Below are 14,418 nucleotides of genomic sequence, written 5' to 3' on the forward strand. Positions count from 1 at the left end.
TCAGCCGCGGGCCAGGAGCGTGGCCAGGGCGTCCGTGAGCTCCTTCTCCGGGTCGGCCGGGAGCTCGTGGGCCCGCCAGCCGACGTGGGCGTCCGGCCGCACGAGCACGCAGCCGGACTCGGAGACCTCCCGCAGGCGGGCCCAGTCGTCGTACAGGTCGGTGTACTCCCGGCCCGGGCCGATCACGTGCGCCTCGACCTCGACGCCGAGGGACCGGGCCGCGGCGGCCGCCGCGTCGGCCCACGCCCGTCCGGAGATGCCGGTCAACACGGTGAACCGGCCCTTGCCGGTGACGTCGTGCGTGCTGACCTTGTGCCCGTCCCGGCCGAGCCAGCAGTGCGGCAGCCGGGCACCGGGCCAGGTGGTCGGGTGGTAGTACAGCTCGGGGTCGCGGTCGTACTCCGGCTCGGGCGTCCCGTCGCCGACCACCGCGCCCGAGCGGTAGCGCTGGCCGAGCTCCACGCCGTGCGCGTTGAACTCGTAGTCCTTCAGCTCCAGGGCCTTGCGCAGGGCGATCCGCTGCTCCGCGGCCTCCGGGGTGTCCTCGGCCCGGGCCCGCATGGCCGCGACCTGCTCGGCCGGGTCGTCCGAGCCGGTGAACCCGAGCGCGTCGAAGATCGGCCCGAACTGCTCGATGGACTTGTTGGCGCGCAGCACGATCTGCTTCCCGACCGGCGCACGCTCGGCGTCGTAGCTGTCCAGCAGCTCCTCGCCGGCCTTGCCGGAGAGCACCAGCGCCAGCTTCCAGGCCAGGTTGTACGAGTCCTGGACGGAGGTGTTGGAGCCCAGCCCGTTCGACGGCGGGTGCCGGTGCACGGCGTCGCCGGCGCAGAGGACCCGGCCGGCGCGGTAGCGCGTGGCGTACATCTTGTTGTTGCCCCACAACGAGGTGGAGCGGATGGTCACCGGGATCGTGTCGTCGCCGACCAGGTCGTGGACGATCTTGGTCGCCATCGCGTCGTCGACCTCCGGCGGGGGCTGCGCGATGTCGTAGCCCCACACGATCAGCCACTCGTCCCACGGCCGCACCATGCGGACCAGGCCCATCCCGATCCCGCCGATGTCCGAGCCGGGCTGCAGCACCCAGTACAGGACGCTCGGCCGGTGCTCCACGTAGCGGGACAGGTCGGCGTGGAAGACGATGTTCATGCTCCCGGCGATGTCCATCCGCCCCTCGAAGGGCAGGCCGATGTCGCGGGCGACCTGGCTGCGGCCCCCGTCGGCGCCGATCACGTACTTCGCCCTGATCGGGTAGCTGTGGCCGGAGAGCCGGTCCCGCACGGTCACCGTCACACCGTCGGCGTCCTGCTCGAGGCCGAGGTACTCGGTGTCGAACCGGATCCGGCTGCCCCGCTCGGCCGCGTGCCCGATCAGGATCGGCTCCAGCAGCGTCTGCGGCAGGTCGCAGTTGTCGGACGGGCTGGCCAGTGTGTAGTCGGCGCGGCGGGCCGGGTGCGTACCCCACGTCCGCACCCGTCCGATCTCGTCGCCGGCGAGACCGGTGCAGAACACCGTGTCCCCCATCAGCGCCGACGGCGTGCCCTGCGCCTTCACGTCGTCCTCGATCCCCATGTCGCGCAGGATCTCGACGGTCCGCTGGTTGGTGATGTGCGCCCGCGGGGTGTTCGCCGTCCACCGGTACTTCGTGATCACGACGTGGTCCACGCCGTAGGTGGCCAGGAACAGCGCCGCCGACGCCCCGGCCGGTCCGCTGCCGATGACCAGCACGTCCGTCGTCAGGACCGTCCCCGTGTCCGTCGCGGGGTCCGTCGCGGGGTCCGTCGCGGAATTCCACTCTGCGTTCTCGCTCACGCCGCCTCGTCTCTGAGTGCGCTCAAGGTGCGTCCGGGATGGACCGAGTATGGGAAGACCCGCGGCCATACGTCCAATATCGAAGACGAGGTACGGATATACGCTGCGCCTATGGATCTGCGGGCGCTGGAGTGCGTCGTGGCCGTCGCCGAGGAGGGCTCGATCAGCCGGGCCGCGGCCCGCCTGCACATGACGCAGCCGCCGCTGACCGTCCGGCTGCGGACCCTGGAGCGCGAGCTCGGCGTGGAGCTGCTGGTCCGGCACGGGCGCGGGGTGGACCTCACGGCCGCGGGGCGGGTGCTCGTGGAGCGCGCCCGCCGGGTGCTCGCCGACGTGGCCGCGGCGGCCGAGGAGGTCCGCACGGTCGGGCTCGGCACCCGGGGCCGGTTCGGCGTCGTCGTCGGACACACCGTGGCACCCCGGCTGTTGCCGCACCTCGCGGCCGTGGCCGCGCTCGGCGCCGACGTCGAGCTGACCGTCACCGAGGGCACGGACGCGGAGGTGGTCGACCGGGTGCACCGCCGGGACGCCCACGTGGGCCTCCTCCACCTCGAACCCGGCGAACCGGGCCGCGCCCGGCACCCGCGGGCCCGCGCCCGCGGCCTGGAGGTGGCGGTCGTCGCCCGGGAGCCGCTGGTCGCGGTCCTGCCCGAGACCCACGCCGAGGCCGCCGCGGACCGTGTCGACCTCGCCCGGGTGCACGGGGCCCGCGTGGTGGTCGCCGAGGCCGCCGGTGAGGGATTCGCCGGGCACGTCCGCGCGGCGTGGGCCATCGCCGGCACGGGCGGCACGGGCGGCACGGGCGGCACGGGCGGTCGGGACGGGGTGGTCGAGGCCGGGTCGATCGTGCAGGCGATGGCGCTGGTCGAGGCCGGGGCGGGCGTCACGCTCCTGCCCGCGCAGTACACGTCGATGGTGTGGAGCGGGCTGGTCGCGCGCCCGCCGCGGCAGCACACCCCGGTCGTCGAGACCGCCGTGTGCTGGCGGCCCGACGAGGACTCCCCCGTCCTGCGCCGCTTCCTCCGCGCCGCCCTGTCCACCCCGGAGCCCGACGTGCTCGGCCCCTCCCACGCGCGGCACGGCCTGGGCGCCGCGCACTGGTGAGGATGCCGGCACGATCCCGCGACGCCCCCACCGACGACCCCGCGAGGAACCGGTGCGCGCATGGAGCGCGAGGGGCCGGGTACGTCCCCCGGACGATCGGCGGCCACGGGAGGCGACGGGTCGGGGGAGGACTCCATGGGTGAGGACCAGCAACTGGTCGCGGACCTCGTCGTCGAGCGTCTGCGCACGTGGGGCGTCGAGCGCGTGTTCGGCCACTCCGGGGACGGGATCAACACCGTGCTCGGGGCGATGCGGCGCGCCGGCGGGAACCCCGCGTTCGTGCAGGCCCGGCACGAGGAGACCGCGGCGCTGATGGCGGTCGGGCACGCGAAGTACACCGGCGGCGTGGGCGTCGTGATGTCCACCCAGGGCCCGGGCGCGGTCCACCTCATCAACGGCCTGTACGACGCGAAGCTCGACGGCGTGCCCCTGGTCGCGATCGTCGGCCAGCAGGAGCGCACGGTGCTGGGGTCGGCCTACCAGCAGGGCATCGACCTGCAGACGCTCTTCAGCGACGCGACCCGCTACGTGCAGACGGTGACCGCCCCGGAGCAGGCGCAGATGGTGCTCGACCGGGCCTTCCGCACCGCGCTGGCCTCCCGCGCGCCGTGCGCCGTCGTCCTCCCGCACGACGTGCAGCGGCTGCCGCTACCCGAGGGCCTTCCGCAGGAGCACGGGGTGATCGTCAGCGCGCCGGAGTGGCGCCGCCCCCGCGTGCGCCCGCACGACGACGACCTGCGCGCCGCCGCCGAGGTGCTGAACGCCGGGTCGAAGGTCGCCCTGCTGGTCGGCCAGGGCGCCCGCTACGCCACGGAGCAGGTGAGGGCCGTGGCCGACCGGCTCGGCGCGGGAATCACCACCAGCCTGCTGGGCAAGCCCTGGGTGGACGAGCGGTCCCCCGTCGCCGCCGGGGCCATGGGGCACCTGGGCACCAGCGCGAGCGCCTTCGTGCTGGAGAACTGCGACACGCTGCTGATCGTCGGCTCGAACGACCCGTGGACCGAGTACTACCCGCCGCCCGGGCAGGCGCGCACCGTGCAGATCGACGTCGACACCCGCAACCTCGGCAACCGCTACCCGGTCGACGTCGGGTTGCCGGGCGACGCGGCGGAGACCCTGGACGCCCTGCTCCCCCTGCTCGACGAGCGGGCCGACGACGCCTGGCACACCCAGGTCGTGGACGCCGTGTGCCGGTGGCGCGACCTCGCCGCAGAACGGGCGGCCCTGCCCGCCCGGCCGCTCAACCCCGAGCTCGTCGTCCGCGAGCTCAGCCCCCGGCTGCCCGTCGACGCACAGGTCGGCGTCGACGTCGGCTCCGTCACCTACTGGTACGCCCGGCACCTCCTCCTGCCGCCGGGCGTGCAGGCCCACCTGTCCTCGACGCTCGCGAGCATGGGCTCGGCCCTCCCGTACGGCATCGCGGCGAAGCTGGCCGCCCCGGACCGGCCGGTCGTCGCGCTGGCCGGCGACGGCGCGATGCAGATGAACGGACTGGCCGAGCTGATCACCGTCGCGGCCCGCTGGGCGGACTGGGCCGACCCGCGGTTCGTCGTCTGCGTGCTGCACAACCGGGACCTGGCGGAGGTGACCTGGGAGCAGCGCGAGATGGAGGGCGACCCGCGCTTCGACGACAGTCAGCGGCTGCCGGAGTTCCCCTACGCCCGGTACGCCGAGCTGCTCGGGCTGCACGGCATCCGCGTCGACGACCCCGCGGACGTCGGCGCGGCCTGGGACACCGCCCTCAAGGCCGACCGCCCCGCCCTGGTGGAGGCCGTCGTCGACGCCGAGGTTCCGCTGCTGCCGCCCTTCCCCGCCGGGCGGCAGAAGCTCGACACGATGCGCCAGGGCCTGGCCCAGGACGGGCCGGACGGCGAACGCGCCCTGCACCTCCTCGAGGAGCAGGCCCGGCAGGAGGGCGGGCCGGCCTGAGTCCCCGGCTCAGTCCTCGACCAGCGGGAGCTTGAAGGTCAGATGCCGAGGGGTCTCCGACGGAGGCCGCAGCATGGGCGGGAAGCGCATCTCCGTCTGCACCCAGGCGATGATGTCCTGCGCCCGGCGACGGCTGTTCGCGGTCCCGGACACGACGAAGCCGTCCTCGTCGACCACGGTCCACGTCCACTCGCGGTCGCCGGTCCGCCTGGTCACCGTCAGTTGCACCGAGACACCGTACGGGTGCCGAGATCGCCTCGATTCGGAGGGGCCGACTTGTGAGCGGCCGCTGACCGACGGCACCGACGGACGGCGGCCGCCGAGCCCACTTCCGTCACGCCTCGGCGGGCCCGGCCGGCGGCGGCAGTGACCCGGTCTACGCCGGGGTCGCCGAGAGCTCGATCTACGTCGCCGAGGGCATGCGCGGGCGCGGCGTCGGCACGGCCCTGATCCACAAGCAGGTCACCGCCGCCGACGAGGCCGGACCGTGGACCCTGCAGACCGCGATCTTCCCCGAGAACCGGGCCTCGATCGCCCTCCACCAGACGGCCGGCTACCGAACCCTCGGTCTGCGCGAACGCATCGGCCGGCACCACGGCGTCTGGCGGGACACCGTTTTCCTCGAGCGCCGCCGCGCCACCGACCCCAAGTGACCCCACCGGGCCGCCGCGCGGCCCGACACCGCGCCGGATGGCTACCCGGGATCGGAGCTCAGACCGCGGCGGTGCCGATCAGGCCCTTCCGTGTGACGAGCCCGGCGAGCTGCTCCTCGGAGAGCCCGTCGGCGCCGTCCGGCCTGCGGGGCAGGACCATGTACCGGGACTCCGCGCTCGCGTCCCACACCGAGATCGCCACCGAGTCCGGCAGCACCAGACCGAACTCGCGCAGCACGGCCCGCGGATCGCGCACCACCCGGGAGCGGTAGGCCTCGCTCTTGTACCAGCTCGGCGAGGGCCCGAGCAGCGCGATCGGGTAGCAGGAGCACAGCGTGCAGACCACGACGTGGTGCTCCGCAGGGCCGTTCGCGACCACCTTGAGCCGCTGCTCCTGGATCCCGCCCGCCATGGACAGGCCCAGCTCGCGGATCGCGGCGTTGGCGTCGGCCAGCAGGCGCTCCGTGAACCCCGGATCGGTCCACGCGCGCGCCACGATCCGGGCTCCGTTGGCCGGGCTCCCCCCGGCGAGGAACTCGTCGATGCGGGCATCGATCTCCCCGGGTTCCAGCAGACCGCGTGTCTCCAGCAGCGACTCGACGTGCCGGACCTCGGCCGAGATCGTCGAGCTCGCGTGCTCCGCGCTCATGCCCGCTCCTCCACCAGGTAGTCCTCCCACAGCTCCACGACGACGGTGTGGTCACCGGCGCCGAACAGCTCCGCCGCCGCGAAGCGGACGTGGTACACGGGGTGCGGCTCGGTGTCCCGGCCGCGGGCCCGCTCGTCGGCGAGCGGGTGCCGGCCCGCCCGCTCCACCACGGTGCCGACCGCACCACGGGCATAGCCCGGCAACCGGGTGTGGCCCCCGACGTCGACCGACCGGGTGCGCACCCGGTCGCCCGGCGCGAACCGGTCAGCCATGTGCGAGCTCCTCGGCGGTCGCGACGCCCTTCTCCGCCAGCAGCATGCGGATCGCGGCGAACCAACGCTCGTAGTAGGAGGCGGCCAGGTACTCCCGCACCGGCAGCCGCTCCTGCGCGTCGCGGAACTCGTCGAGGTTGTAGACCCCCCGCCGGATCAGGGCGCCGTTGAGCGCGAACACGTGCGCCTCCCAGTCGGCGTGGAAGCGCGGTTCGTCGGGCTCCTCGACGATCGGCGGGAACCCGCTCATCCCGCCGACGTCGTTGATGCGGCTCACCGGCCCTTCCTACCGCAGAACCTCCCGGCCGGTCAGCCCGGCGAGCAGGCCTGTCCTACTGCGCAGGAGCAACTCGGTTGGACCTCATGGAGTAGGAGCTGACAGAGCGAGCTTGGCGGGACGCGGGGACGGGACGACCATGAGGTGATGCAGAGGCAGCCGGACGATTCGACTCCGTCACCCGTGGAGAAGCTCGTCGCCTCCCGCGACCGTGCCACGCGGAACGCGACGCGGATCCTGGCGGAGTCCCAGCAACGCATCATCGACGCGGAGCTGCGCATGACCCGCAACGTCCTGCTGCGGGCCGCCCGCGCCGACCGACACGCCATCGGCTTCCTCGCTCCCGACTTCCTGGCCGTGGCGGACCTGCCGACGCTGTACCGGGCGATCCTGGACGCCACCGCCACTTTCAGCGACGCCACATCCGTCGACCTGCTGCTGTACGACCAACCTGCCGAAGCGCTGCGGATAGTGGCCCAACGCGGCTTCGCGAGCGACTTCCTCGCCTCGTTCGGCCTGCTGGACATCAGGCATCCGACCGCGTGCACGACAGCGTTCACGTCCGGCGGGCCCGTCCTGGTCGACGACGTCGGGACCAGCCCGATCTTCGCACGGCAGTCCACCCGGGACACGCTCCTTGCCGCCGGCTCGCGAGCGGTCCAGTCCTATCCGCTACCGGCCTCGGACGGTACGGTCCTCGGCGTCCTGTCCTTCCACCACCCCGGTCCCCGACCTACCTCGGGCAAGGCAGCGCTCATCGCCCGCAGCGCCGCGCTGGCCCTCGGCGGCGTGCTGCCGCACAGCTCCACGGGCGGCGCGCCGAACCGGGAGGCGCGTCCCACCTGAGCCCGAGCCTGCGTGCGCTGTGTCGATGTACCTGGTTCGCAGCCCTACGGGCAGCGCCGCTCAGCGACTCCGTCGGCGCCGACACCTCTCGGCCCAGGCTGCCGGTGCACCTCAGGAGTCCGTCGTCGGGTGTCCGTGGACGACGGAATGTCGCTCTTCCTGGATGCTCAGTTCTCGCGCGTGCTGCTCGTCCGCCCGAGCCGCCCGGTTGTGGTGCTCGGCCTTCTCCTGATGCATCGACGCGGCCGGCCCGCCCCGGTCCGCGCACAGCTGGTGGCGTTCCGCCGCCCGCCGATGCGCCCGAGCCGCGTACGTGAGGGCCTCGATCGCGTGAAGGGCTGCGACCCGTCGACGGCGCTCGGCGTCGTCGAGGCATCGCTGGGCCGGCAGCTCCGACGGTGCGACCGGCCGGGTCCCGGTGCCGTTCAGCCTGGTCCGGAGTTCGGCCAGCACGCCCTCGATCTGAGCGATGCGGTCTCGGATCGCCTCCTCGCGAGCGTCCAGCGCCGCGGCGCGGCGCTCCAGTGGACTCAGGTCCCGCATCCGCCGAGTATCGGAAGAACTGGCGTCGTGGGGAAGACCTCGAGCCCGGACTCGAGCGGTTCTGCTCAACGCGGGTCGGGATGGTGGCGGACGGGGCCGACACGCAGATCTGGCGTGGGCGGTGGGGTGTGCGGGCGAACCCGCACCGGGATGTCGCAGCCGCCGGCGGGGCGGCGCTCCGGGCGGCGCTGTTGTTCGGCGGCCTGCTGGGCGTGCTGGTCGCGCAAGCGCCGATAGGCGGCGATCACGGCGGCGAGCCGGTCGCGGTCGGGGTGCGGCGCATCGGGGTGGCAGTCCCGCACGGCGCGGCGGTAGGCAGCAGTGATCTCCGCGGCGGTGGCGCTGCGACCGAGCCCGAGCACGGTGTGTGGGTCGGGCGGGTCAGGCTGTCCGGTGTTCATCGCTGTCCGGTGTCCGGTGCGGCTGCCCGGTAGGTGTGGCCGGGCTGAGCTGGCTGATTGCGGTGTAGTAGTCACGCGCCGCGGTGTGGGCGGTGTCGAGTGCCTGCCGCAGGCCGGCGAGGTCTCGGCAGGCACGGGCCAGCTGCGGGATGCCTGGCTCGCCGTCGGCGTGGCGTACGTGCTCGGCATGTTCGAGGTGGCGGCTGGTGCGTTCCGCGAGCAGCGTGGCCAGATCGGTCAACTCACCGGTCAGTTGGGTGAGCTGCCAGCCGGTATCGCGCAGCAGGGCCAACGCAGCCGGCTGGGCCGGCTCAGCGGCGGCGCGCACCGCACGTCGAACGTCCCGGACCGCAGCGGACAGCGTGGTCGCGATCGCGCCCGGCCCTCGTCGGCTGCTGCTGCCCAACGTTCTGCCCTCTCGTCTCGTTCAGCCCGCTCGTCCGCTGCAGGGGAGGTGCGCGAGCGTGACCCCGCCCCGGGCGGTGTATCCGCCCGGGCGGGGTCAGGCCCGCTCAGTCTCGCCCGAGGTGCTCAGGCGTTGATCTGCGTGGCGTCGCTTCCGCCGCTGATGGCGATCTTGCGGGGCTTGGCCTGCTCGGCGATCGGCACCCGCAGCGTCAGCACACCGGCGTCGTAGTGTGCGGTGATGTTGTCCGCGTCGAGGGTGTCACCCAGGAAGAGCTGCCGTGAGAACACCCCGCGGGGCCGCTCGGACACCTGGACCTCGGCGCCTTCGCCGTAGCCGGGGGTGCGTTCGGCCTTGACCGTGAGCACGTTGCGCTCGACGTCCAGCTCGATCGAGTCCGGCGCGACACCCGGCAGGTCGAACTGCACCACGTACTCGTTGCCGAACCGGTAGGCGTCCATCGGCATCAACGCCGGGCGCGTCGCGGTGCCGTTGACCCCGAAGAGCTGCTGGGTCAGCCGGTCCAACTCCCGGAACGGGTCGGTCCTCATCAACATCACATGCGCCTCCTTCTCTGCGTGGTTCTTCACGAGTCGCCTTCGGCGGACCGTGGGCCGAGGCGACTCGGTCGTGCCGCAGACCTGGTACCGGTGAGTGACGATTCCTCTTCCAGGTCCTCGAGACGGCTGGTTCTTCCGGGCCCGGCCCCGCCGCTGCTGCGCGGCGGGGCCGGGACGGGCCATTCGTCCATCCGTCGATCACGTGTCGGGTCATCGCTCAGGTGCTTCGAGGTCGCGCCTGCGAAGTGCCCTGGGGACGCCCTCCGGAGCGGGTCACCACAAGGGATGCGTCAGCGAGACGCAGGGGCCGGGGCCGCGGCAGATCTCCGCCGCTGGACTCCTCGGACGTGTACGAGACCCAGGTACCCCGCCGGTGAGCGGCCACCGGACGGCACAGGACAGACGCGTCTACGCCACATCACCTGCCTTCCACGTCGCGCTGCGTTCTCCTGATCTCCGTAGGTCTGATCTCCGTGGTCCGCTGCGCACGGAGCAGCGTCGGGCAGCGGAGGGGAGCGCTGCCGACCTCCACCCCGCACCGCCCGTACCACCTCCGACGACCGGGCAGCACCGGTCTCGAGGACAGCGGCTCGGCGCTCCGCTCGACGCCGCGCTGGGGCGGCCGGTCGCGGCCTGGGGAAAGGCGGCGGGGGGAAGCGCGGGGGCAGGCTTCCGAAGTTCGCGGCCATGATCGCGTCGAACTCGGCGCGCAGCCAGGCCTGGTCCGCGCAGACCAGATCGACGAACTCGCTGGTCACTGTCGCGTGGCTGCTCTTCGGCATCGTCGATTCACTCCCCGGCAACGTCATCGTCGACACCAGGTCATGTACCGCGCACTTGCTAATATCTATACCAATGGCTTGAGGTTGTGTCAAGTGGAAGCTTCAGATGGCTTTCTGGCCGGACTCACGGACCCTGTCGGCACCGCAGCGGACAGCCTCGGCGCCCGGTCGCCTCATCGGGAACGACGAAGGCCCTGGTCCATGGCTCCTGTTCGGAGCCCTGACCAGGGCCTTCGGTGAGTGGGCGATACTGGGATCGAACCAGTGACCTCTTCGGTGTGAAGTTGATCTTATGCGTTTTCCGGGTCTCCGTCCATCTCGGACACAACGCTCTGATCTGCAGAGACACGCTCAACCGACCTGAGTCGTCTCGTGCGACTCAGCCCGTCTCAGGGGTCGATGTTTACAGTTCCGCTTACAGGTCATGGAATGACGGCCTTGATCATTGTCACGCACGGCGTTCGTCACTTTGAGTAGTCGAGGCTTGTCCATTGTGGTCTGATTCGGCCTCGTCGCCACTCGACTCGTCACGCACCCAGACCGGCCCCGGCCGCCACCGGCCGGGCAGGCCGCCAGCTCGTACTCGGTCATCATGAAATGAAGGCTTCGGATGAGGTCGGGGCTGAACCCGAAGTGCGGATCGTCGGCGAGGCTGACGACGTACGTCATCGCCCGCTGGTAACCCACCACGGCCTTCGCGTCCAGGGAGCGCGGGTCGCTTGACTCCTCGCCCTCCGCGATCGCGATGGCGTCCTCCACGAAGATCCGGCGGCGCCGCCAATAGCGTCTCGCGGCGACCTCCGGGGCCGCGACCCAGTCGAGATCACGACCCGCTGTCGCTGCCGCGCGCTGCTGCGCGATCGTCGTCTGTCCATTCCGGCGAGCGGCCGAGGTGCTCGCAATGCTCAGCCCAACTCAGCGACCCGCTCGGAGCGGGCGGCCTCGCCCAGTAGCTGACCTGCCCGTTGTACTTCCACGCGCCGGTGGCGGCACCGTACCGGGAAAGCAGATCACCGGATCGCGCCAGTCGGCCGAGAGCCGTGCCGAACCTGACGCTGGAGGCGGTTGCGATGCCAGGCGCAAGCATCACGTGCCCGCGGTCGGCGACATGCGCGCGGAACAGGTCGGGTCGACTCTCACGCAGCCGGAACTCGACGATCCCGAACTCGACGTACGGCTCGCCGGGCAGGACGCAGTCCAGGAGTGGGCCGAGAAGCTCGTCGGTCACGCCGTCCTCGGTCTCAGCGGTCCATCCCGCGCGCACCTGCGAGACCAGCCACGTGTGTTCGCCGGCTCCCTCGTGGGCACCGGAGCAGGTGTACTCGACCATGCGGTCCGGCAGCCTCCGTAGAGCGACGTCATCTGCGGAGAAGCAACGAGGGCACGTCAAGTACACGACAGTCCCAACAGGTCCCAGCGATCCGCCCCGTGCGCCACGTCTGAGGTGCGGATGGCGCAGTGAAGGGAGTAGTCGTTCACCGACCGCCGGCCCCCGTGGCGCGCCAGGTACTCGCGATGCCGGTCCCGAATGCCGGCGACCACTTCCGGTTCGGGGAGCATCCAGAACCGGGGCTCGTGCGCAAGGTCCACGAAGACCCAGAATCGCCAGGCTGCCCCCTGCCCGTCACCCTCTTTGATCGAGGACTGCCAGTCGCCGCGGCGGCGGCTCACCACCCGAACGCGCGACGCTTCTCCGGAGCCGTTGTCCAGCAACAGCTCCCAGCGCCTGCCGTGCTGAACCTCTATCGCCCGGCCGCCCCGCCGCTCGATCTCGCGCATGACGATCGCGCGAGCGTCCGCCGCGACCTCCGCCGTGCTCCGCGCCCCCGTCGGCATCCTTCTCCCCCGCTCATCGGCTCTGCCCGACCATCGAGACCGCCACCGGCGTCGTTACGCGGACAATCCCAAGCGCACACGTTCGGCGACGACCAGCTGCTCCGAGGTGCTGCGGTCGATCGCGCGCTCGTCCCGCTCCTTCGCTTCGCTCCGGCGGGCGAACGCGTCGAACAGCAGGGTCTTGCCCTGCTGGATCTCGACGATCCGTTCGTCCACGGAGTCCTCCGCGAGGATGCGGTGCACCTGTACGGGGCGGACCTGTCCCATCCGGTGCGCGCGGGCGATGGCCTGCTCCTCGACGCTCGGCTTCCAGTGCGGCTCCGCCAGGATCACCACGGACGCCGCCTGGATGTTGAGCCCCACCCCGCCCGCCTCGATCTGGCTGACCAGGACGCAGTGGTCGGGCCGGTCGTGGAAGTCCTGCACGACCTGCTGGCGCGCGGCCGGGGGCACCGACCCGTCGATGCGGCCCGCGACCTCGGGGAGTGTCCGCTCCAGCAGGTCCAGGACCGGCAGGAACGTGCTGAAGATCAGGACCTTCATGCCGTCCTCCGCCGCCTCGGCGACGATCTCTCGGATCCGTTCCAGCTTCGCCGACTCGGGCGACGCCAGTGCGGCCCGGCGCATGGCCATGAGGTTGCCCGACGCCACGGCGTCTCGGTAGCGGCTGCGATCGTCCTGCCCGAGCTGGACCCACTCGGCCGTGTCGATGCGCTCGGGGAGCTCGTCGAGCACGTCGTCCTGGTTGCGGCGCAGGTAGACGTCCGCAACCGCCTTACGGAAGGCACGGGCCCCGCCGAGCGCGTCCCGGGCGTCGATGCGCCGGGCGACCTGGGGCTGTAGGTAACCCACCAAGGCCCGGAACTCCTCGACCCTGTTCTCCATCGGCGTCCCGGTGAGGAAGAGGGCCCGCTGTGCCCGTTCGACGACGGCGGCGACCGCCTTCGAGCGGGCGGCCGCCGGGTTCTTGACGTAGTGCGCCTCGTCGACCACCAGCATGGCGGCCTCGGTCTCGCGGACCGGTACGGGCAACCGTGCCAACGTCCCGAAGGTCGTGACAGCCACTCCCCCGTCGCGCAACCAGCGCTCGCCCGCCCGTTCTCGCTCCGGACCGTGCAGGACGTGCGTCGCCAGCAGGGTGAACTTCTCGGTCTCCTTGACCCAGTTGACCAGAACGCTCGCGGGGCAGACGACGAGGAAGCGACGTTGGTCGTGTGCCGCCAGGTGGCAGAGCGTCGCCAGCGCCTGCAGGGTCTTGCCGAGCCCCATCTCGTCACCAAGCACACAGCGCTCCTGGTGCAGTGCGTACTGAGCACCGAACACCTGATAGCCGCGCAGCGTCGCCTTGAGCAGCGACGTGTCCAGCGGGATCGCGACGACGCGCTGCCGCAGCTCTTCGGGCACGAACCCCTGAGCCGACGCCTCGTCGCCCGACGCGGCGCCGATCGTCGAGAGCAACGCGTTGACCGATGCGGCGTCCTGCTGATACCTCGCCCAGAGGTCGGCGTGCCGATAGCTCCGGGGCTCGACGCGCCGCTCCTGGTCTGCGATCCCCGTCACGACGGCCTGCGTGGACGGCTCGGCCAGAATGGCGGCGAGCCGGTCGTGGGCGCCCCTCGCCGCGTCCCGACGACGTCGTCCGGAGAAAGTTCGACGCCACCAGCTCCCCAGCATGGCGGCCTCGTCGGCGAGCGGCTCGGTGATGTCCAGGAGGCTCCGCACACCGGGCGCCATCGCCTGGGCCGCCTCGGCAGCCCGGAGTGCGGTCAGGGTGGCGAGCAGCTCAGCCTCATCACGGCGGCGATGGTCGACGTCGAACCGGAACCGGACCTCGCCGCGCGTGGCCGCCGAAGCCGCTCGCGCCGCCTGTGTCACCTGCTGAGCGGTCCGCTCCCCGACGCCGGGCACCGCAACGAGCCGACGGGCGTCGAGGACGTCGGCGACAGTCCGCAGCCCGGCCTGCTCGATCGCACCCCACCGCACCCCGCGACCGGCGCTCTCGCGCAACACCGACAGCGGCATCCCCCGCAATCGCGCCTCAACCTCGCGATCCGTCAACGCCTCGAGCTGGTGTCGCGCCCGAACTCGCAGATCCTCGGCACGTCCGAGCAGGCCTGTCGCTCGCCTGGCGAGATCTCGCGCGACTCCGACCGTGTCACCGACCTCGGCGGCCATCAGTACTCCGTCCTCCACCCGAACAGCGCATGTCACGCCCACCCCGAGGCGACCGGATCATCCGGATTGATGATCGCTCAGCGCAGGGAGAAACAGAGCCTCGCAGATCCACGACACAGGGACAGACGCGGCCGTTCGGCCTAACACAGAAGGCTCTGCGGCCGATGGAATCG

Annotated in this window: 17 protein-coding genes and 1 pseudogene; 5 read left to right on the forward strand and 13 right to left on the reverse strand. The window is 71.9% G+C overall.

Features of this window, described 5'->3' with window-relative positions; all coding sequences use genetic code 11:
- Positions 1-1,812, reverse strand: coding sequence for an FAD-dependent oxidoreductase (locus ABD990_RS07605; RefSeq protein WP_345379320.1), 1,812 nt, complete (start codon positions 1,810-1,812; stop codon positions 1-3).
- 111 nt (positions 1,813-1,923) lie between these two features.
- On the opposite strand from ABD990_RS07605, the gene ABD990_RS07610 reads away from it, so the two are divergent.
- Positions 1,924-2,916, forward strand: a complete 993-nt coding sequence (locus ABD990_RS07610) for a LysR family transcriptional regulator (protein ID WP_345379322.1) — start codon at positions 1,924-1,926, stop codon at positions 2,914-2,916.
- 135 nt (positions 2,917-3,051) lie between these two features.
- Positions 3,052-4,845 (forward strand): thiamine pyrophosphate-requiring protein, encoded by a 1,794-nt coding sequence (locus tag ABD990_RS07615; RefSeq protein WP_345379323.1) that lies wholly within the window; start codon positions 3,052-3,054, stop codon positions 4,843-4,845.
- A gap of 9 nt (positions 4,846-4,854) precedes the next feature.
- Here ABD990_RS07615 and ABD990_RS07620 read toward each other — a convergent pair whose 3' ends face one another.
- A complete protein-coding gene (locus ABD990_RS07620; protein WP_345379324.1) occupies positions 4,855-5,073 on the reverse strand; it encodes a hypothetical protein in 219 nt (72 codons plus the stop codon).
- Between the two features lie 149 nt (positions 5,074-5,222).
- On the opposite strand from ABD990_RS07620, the pseudogene ABD990_RS07625 reads away from it, so the two are divergent.
- Positions 5,223-5,498, forward strand: a pseudogene (locus tag ABD990_RS07625) (GNAT family N-acetyltransferase); the annotation flags it as partial.
- Between the two features lie 58 nt (positions 5,499-5,556).
- Here the strand turns inward: ABD990_RS07625 and ABD990_RS07630 are convergent.
- From ABD990_RS07630 to ABD990_RS07640, 3 genes are read right to left on the reverse strand one after another with little or no spacing between them, the layout of a single operon-like run.
- Positions 5,557-6,147, reverse strand: coding sequence for a nitrile hydratase subunit alpha (locus tag ABD990_RS07630; protein ID WP_345379325.1), 591 nt, complete (start codon positions 6,145-6,147; stop codon positions 5,557-5,559).
- Positions 6,144-6,419, reverse strand: coding sequence for an SH3-like domain-containing protein (locus ABD990_RS07635; RefSeq protein WP_345379326.1), 276 nt, complete (start codon positions 6,417-6,419; stop codon positions 6,144-6,146). The genes ABD990_RS07630 and ABD990_RS07635 overlap by 4 nt, the downstream gene beginning before the upstream one ends.
- Positions 6,412-6,696 carry a hypothetical protein gene (locus ABD990_RS07640; RefSeq protein WP_345379328.1) on the reverse strand — a complete coding sequence of 95 codons (285 nt, stop codon included), beginning with the start codon at positions 6,694-6,696 and terminating at the stop codon, positions 6,412-6,414. Before ABD990_RS07640 ends, ABD990_RS07635 begins: the two co-directional genes overlap by 8 nt.
- A gap of 183 nt (positions 6,697-6,879) precedes the next feature.
- On the opposite strand from ABD990_RS07640, the gene ABD990_RS07645 reads away from it, so the two are divergent.
- Positions 6,880-7,542, forward strand: coding sequence for a GAF domain-containing protein (locus ABD990_RS07645; RefSeq protein ID WP_345379329.1), 663 nt, complete (start codon positions 6,880-6,882; stop codon positions 7,540-7,542).
- Between the two features lie 111 nt (positions 7,543-7,653).
- On the opposite strand, the gene ABD990_RS07650 is transcribed toward ABD990_RS07645, so the two are convergent.
- From ABD990_RS07650 to ABD990_RS07685, 8 genes are all read right to left on the reverse strand, one after another.
- Positions 7,654-8,085 (reverse strand): hypothetical protein, encoded by a 432-nt coding sequence (locus tag ABD990_RS07650; protein ID WP_345379331.1) that lies wholly within the window; start codon positions 8,083-8,085, stop codon positions 7,654-7,656.
- A 65-nt stretch (positions 8,086-8,150) separates the two neighbouring features.
- Complete coding sequence (locus tag ABD990_RS07655; RefSeq protein ID WP_345379332.1) at positions 8,151-8,447, reverse strand: J domain-containing protein; 297 nt, start codon at positions 8,445-8,447, stop codon at positions 8,151-8,153.
- 19 nt (positions 8,448-8,466) lie between these two features.
- Positions 8,467-8,892 carry a hypothetical protein gene (locus ABD990_RS07660; protein WP_345379333.1) on the reverse strand — a complete coding sequence of 142 codons (426 nt, stop codon included), beginning with the start codon at positions 8,890-8,892 and terminating at the stop codon, positions 8,467-8,469.
- Between the two features lie 125 nt (positions 8,893-9,017).
- Complete coding sequence (locus ABD990_RS07665; RefSeq protein WP_345379335.1) at positions 9,018-9,449, reverse strand: Hsp20/alpha crystallin family protein; 432 nt, start codon at positions 9,447-9,449, stop codon at positions 9,018-9,020.
- 1,136 nt (positions 9,450-10,585) lie between these two features.
- The gene (locus ABD990_RS07670; protein ID WP_345379337.1) at positions 10,586-10,993 is read right to left on the reverse strand and encodes a hypothetical protein; all 408 of its coding nucleotides are present in this window, start codon (positions 10,991-10,993) and stop codon (positions 10,586-10,588) included.
- A 64-nt stretch (positions 10,994-11,057) separates the two neighbouring features.
- Entirely contained in the window at positions 11,058-11,564 is a 507-nt protein-coding gene (locus tag ABD990_RS07675) for a hypothetical protein (RefSeq protein WP_345379338.1), read from the reverse strand.
- A 56-nt stretch (positions 11,565-11,620) separates the two neighbouring features.
- On the reverse strand, positions 11,621-12,013 hold the full coding sequence (locus tag ABD990_RS07680; protein ID WP_345379339.1) for a hypothetical protein: 393 nt from the start codon (positions 12,011-12,013) through the stop codon (positions 11,621-11,623).
- A 111-nt stretch (positions 12,014-12,124) separates the two neighbouring features.
- Positions 12,125-13,792 (reverse strand): DEAD/DEAH box helicase, encoded by a 1,668-nt coding sequence (locus ABD990_RS07685; protein ID WP_345379340.1) that lies wholly within the window; start codon positions 13,790-13,792, stop codon positions 12,125-12,127.
- Between the two features lie 81 nt (positions 13,793-13,873).
- Between ABD990_RS07685 and ABD990_RS07690 the strand changes: the two genes are divergently transcribed.
- On the forward strand, positions 13,874-14,389 hold the full coding sequence (locus tag ABD990_RS07690) for a hypothetical protein (protein ID WP_345379341.1): 516 nt from the start codon (positions 13,874-13,876) through the stop codon (positions 14,387-14,389).
- The last annotated feature ends 29 nt before the right edge of the window (positions 14,390-14,418 follow it).

Source organism: Pseudonocardia yuanmonensis, assembly GCF_039542425.1.
Taxonomy (GTDB): domain Bacteria; phylum Actinomycetota; class Actinomycetes; order Mycobacteriales; family Pseudonocardiaceae; genus Pseudonocardia; species Pseudonocardia yuanmonensis.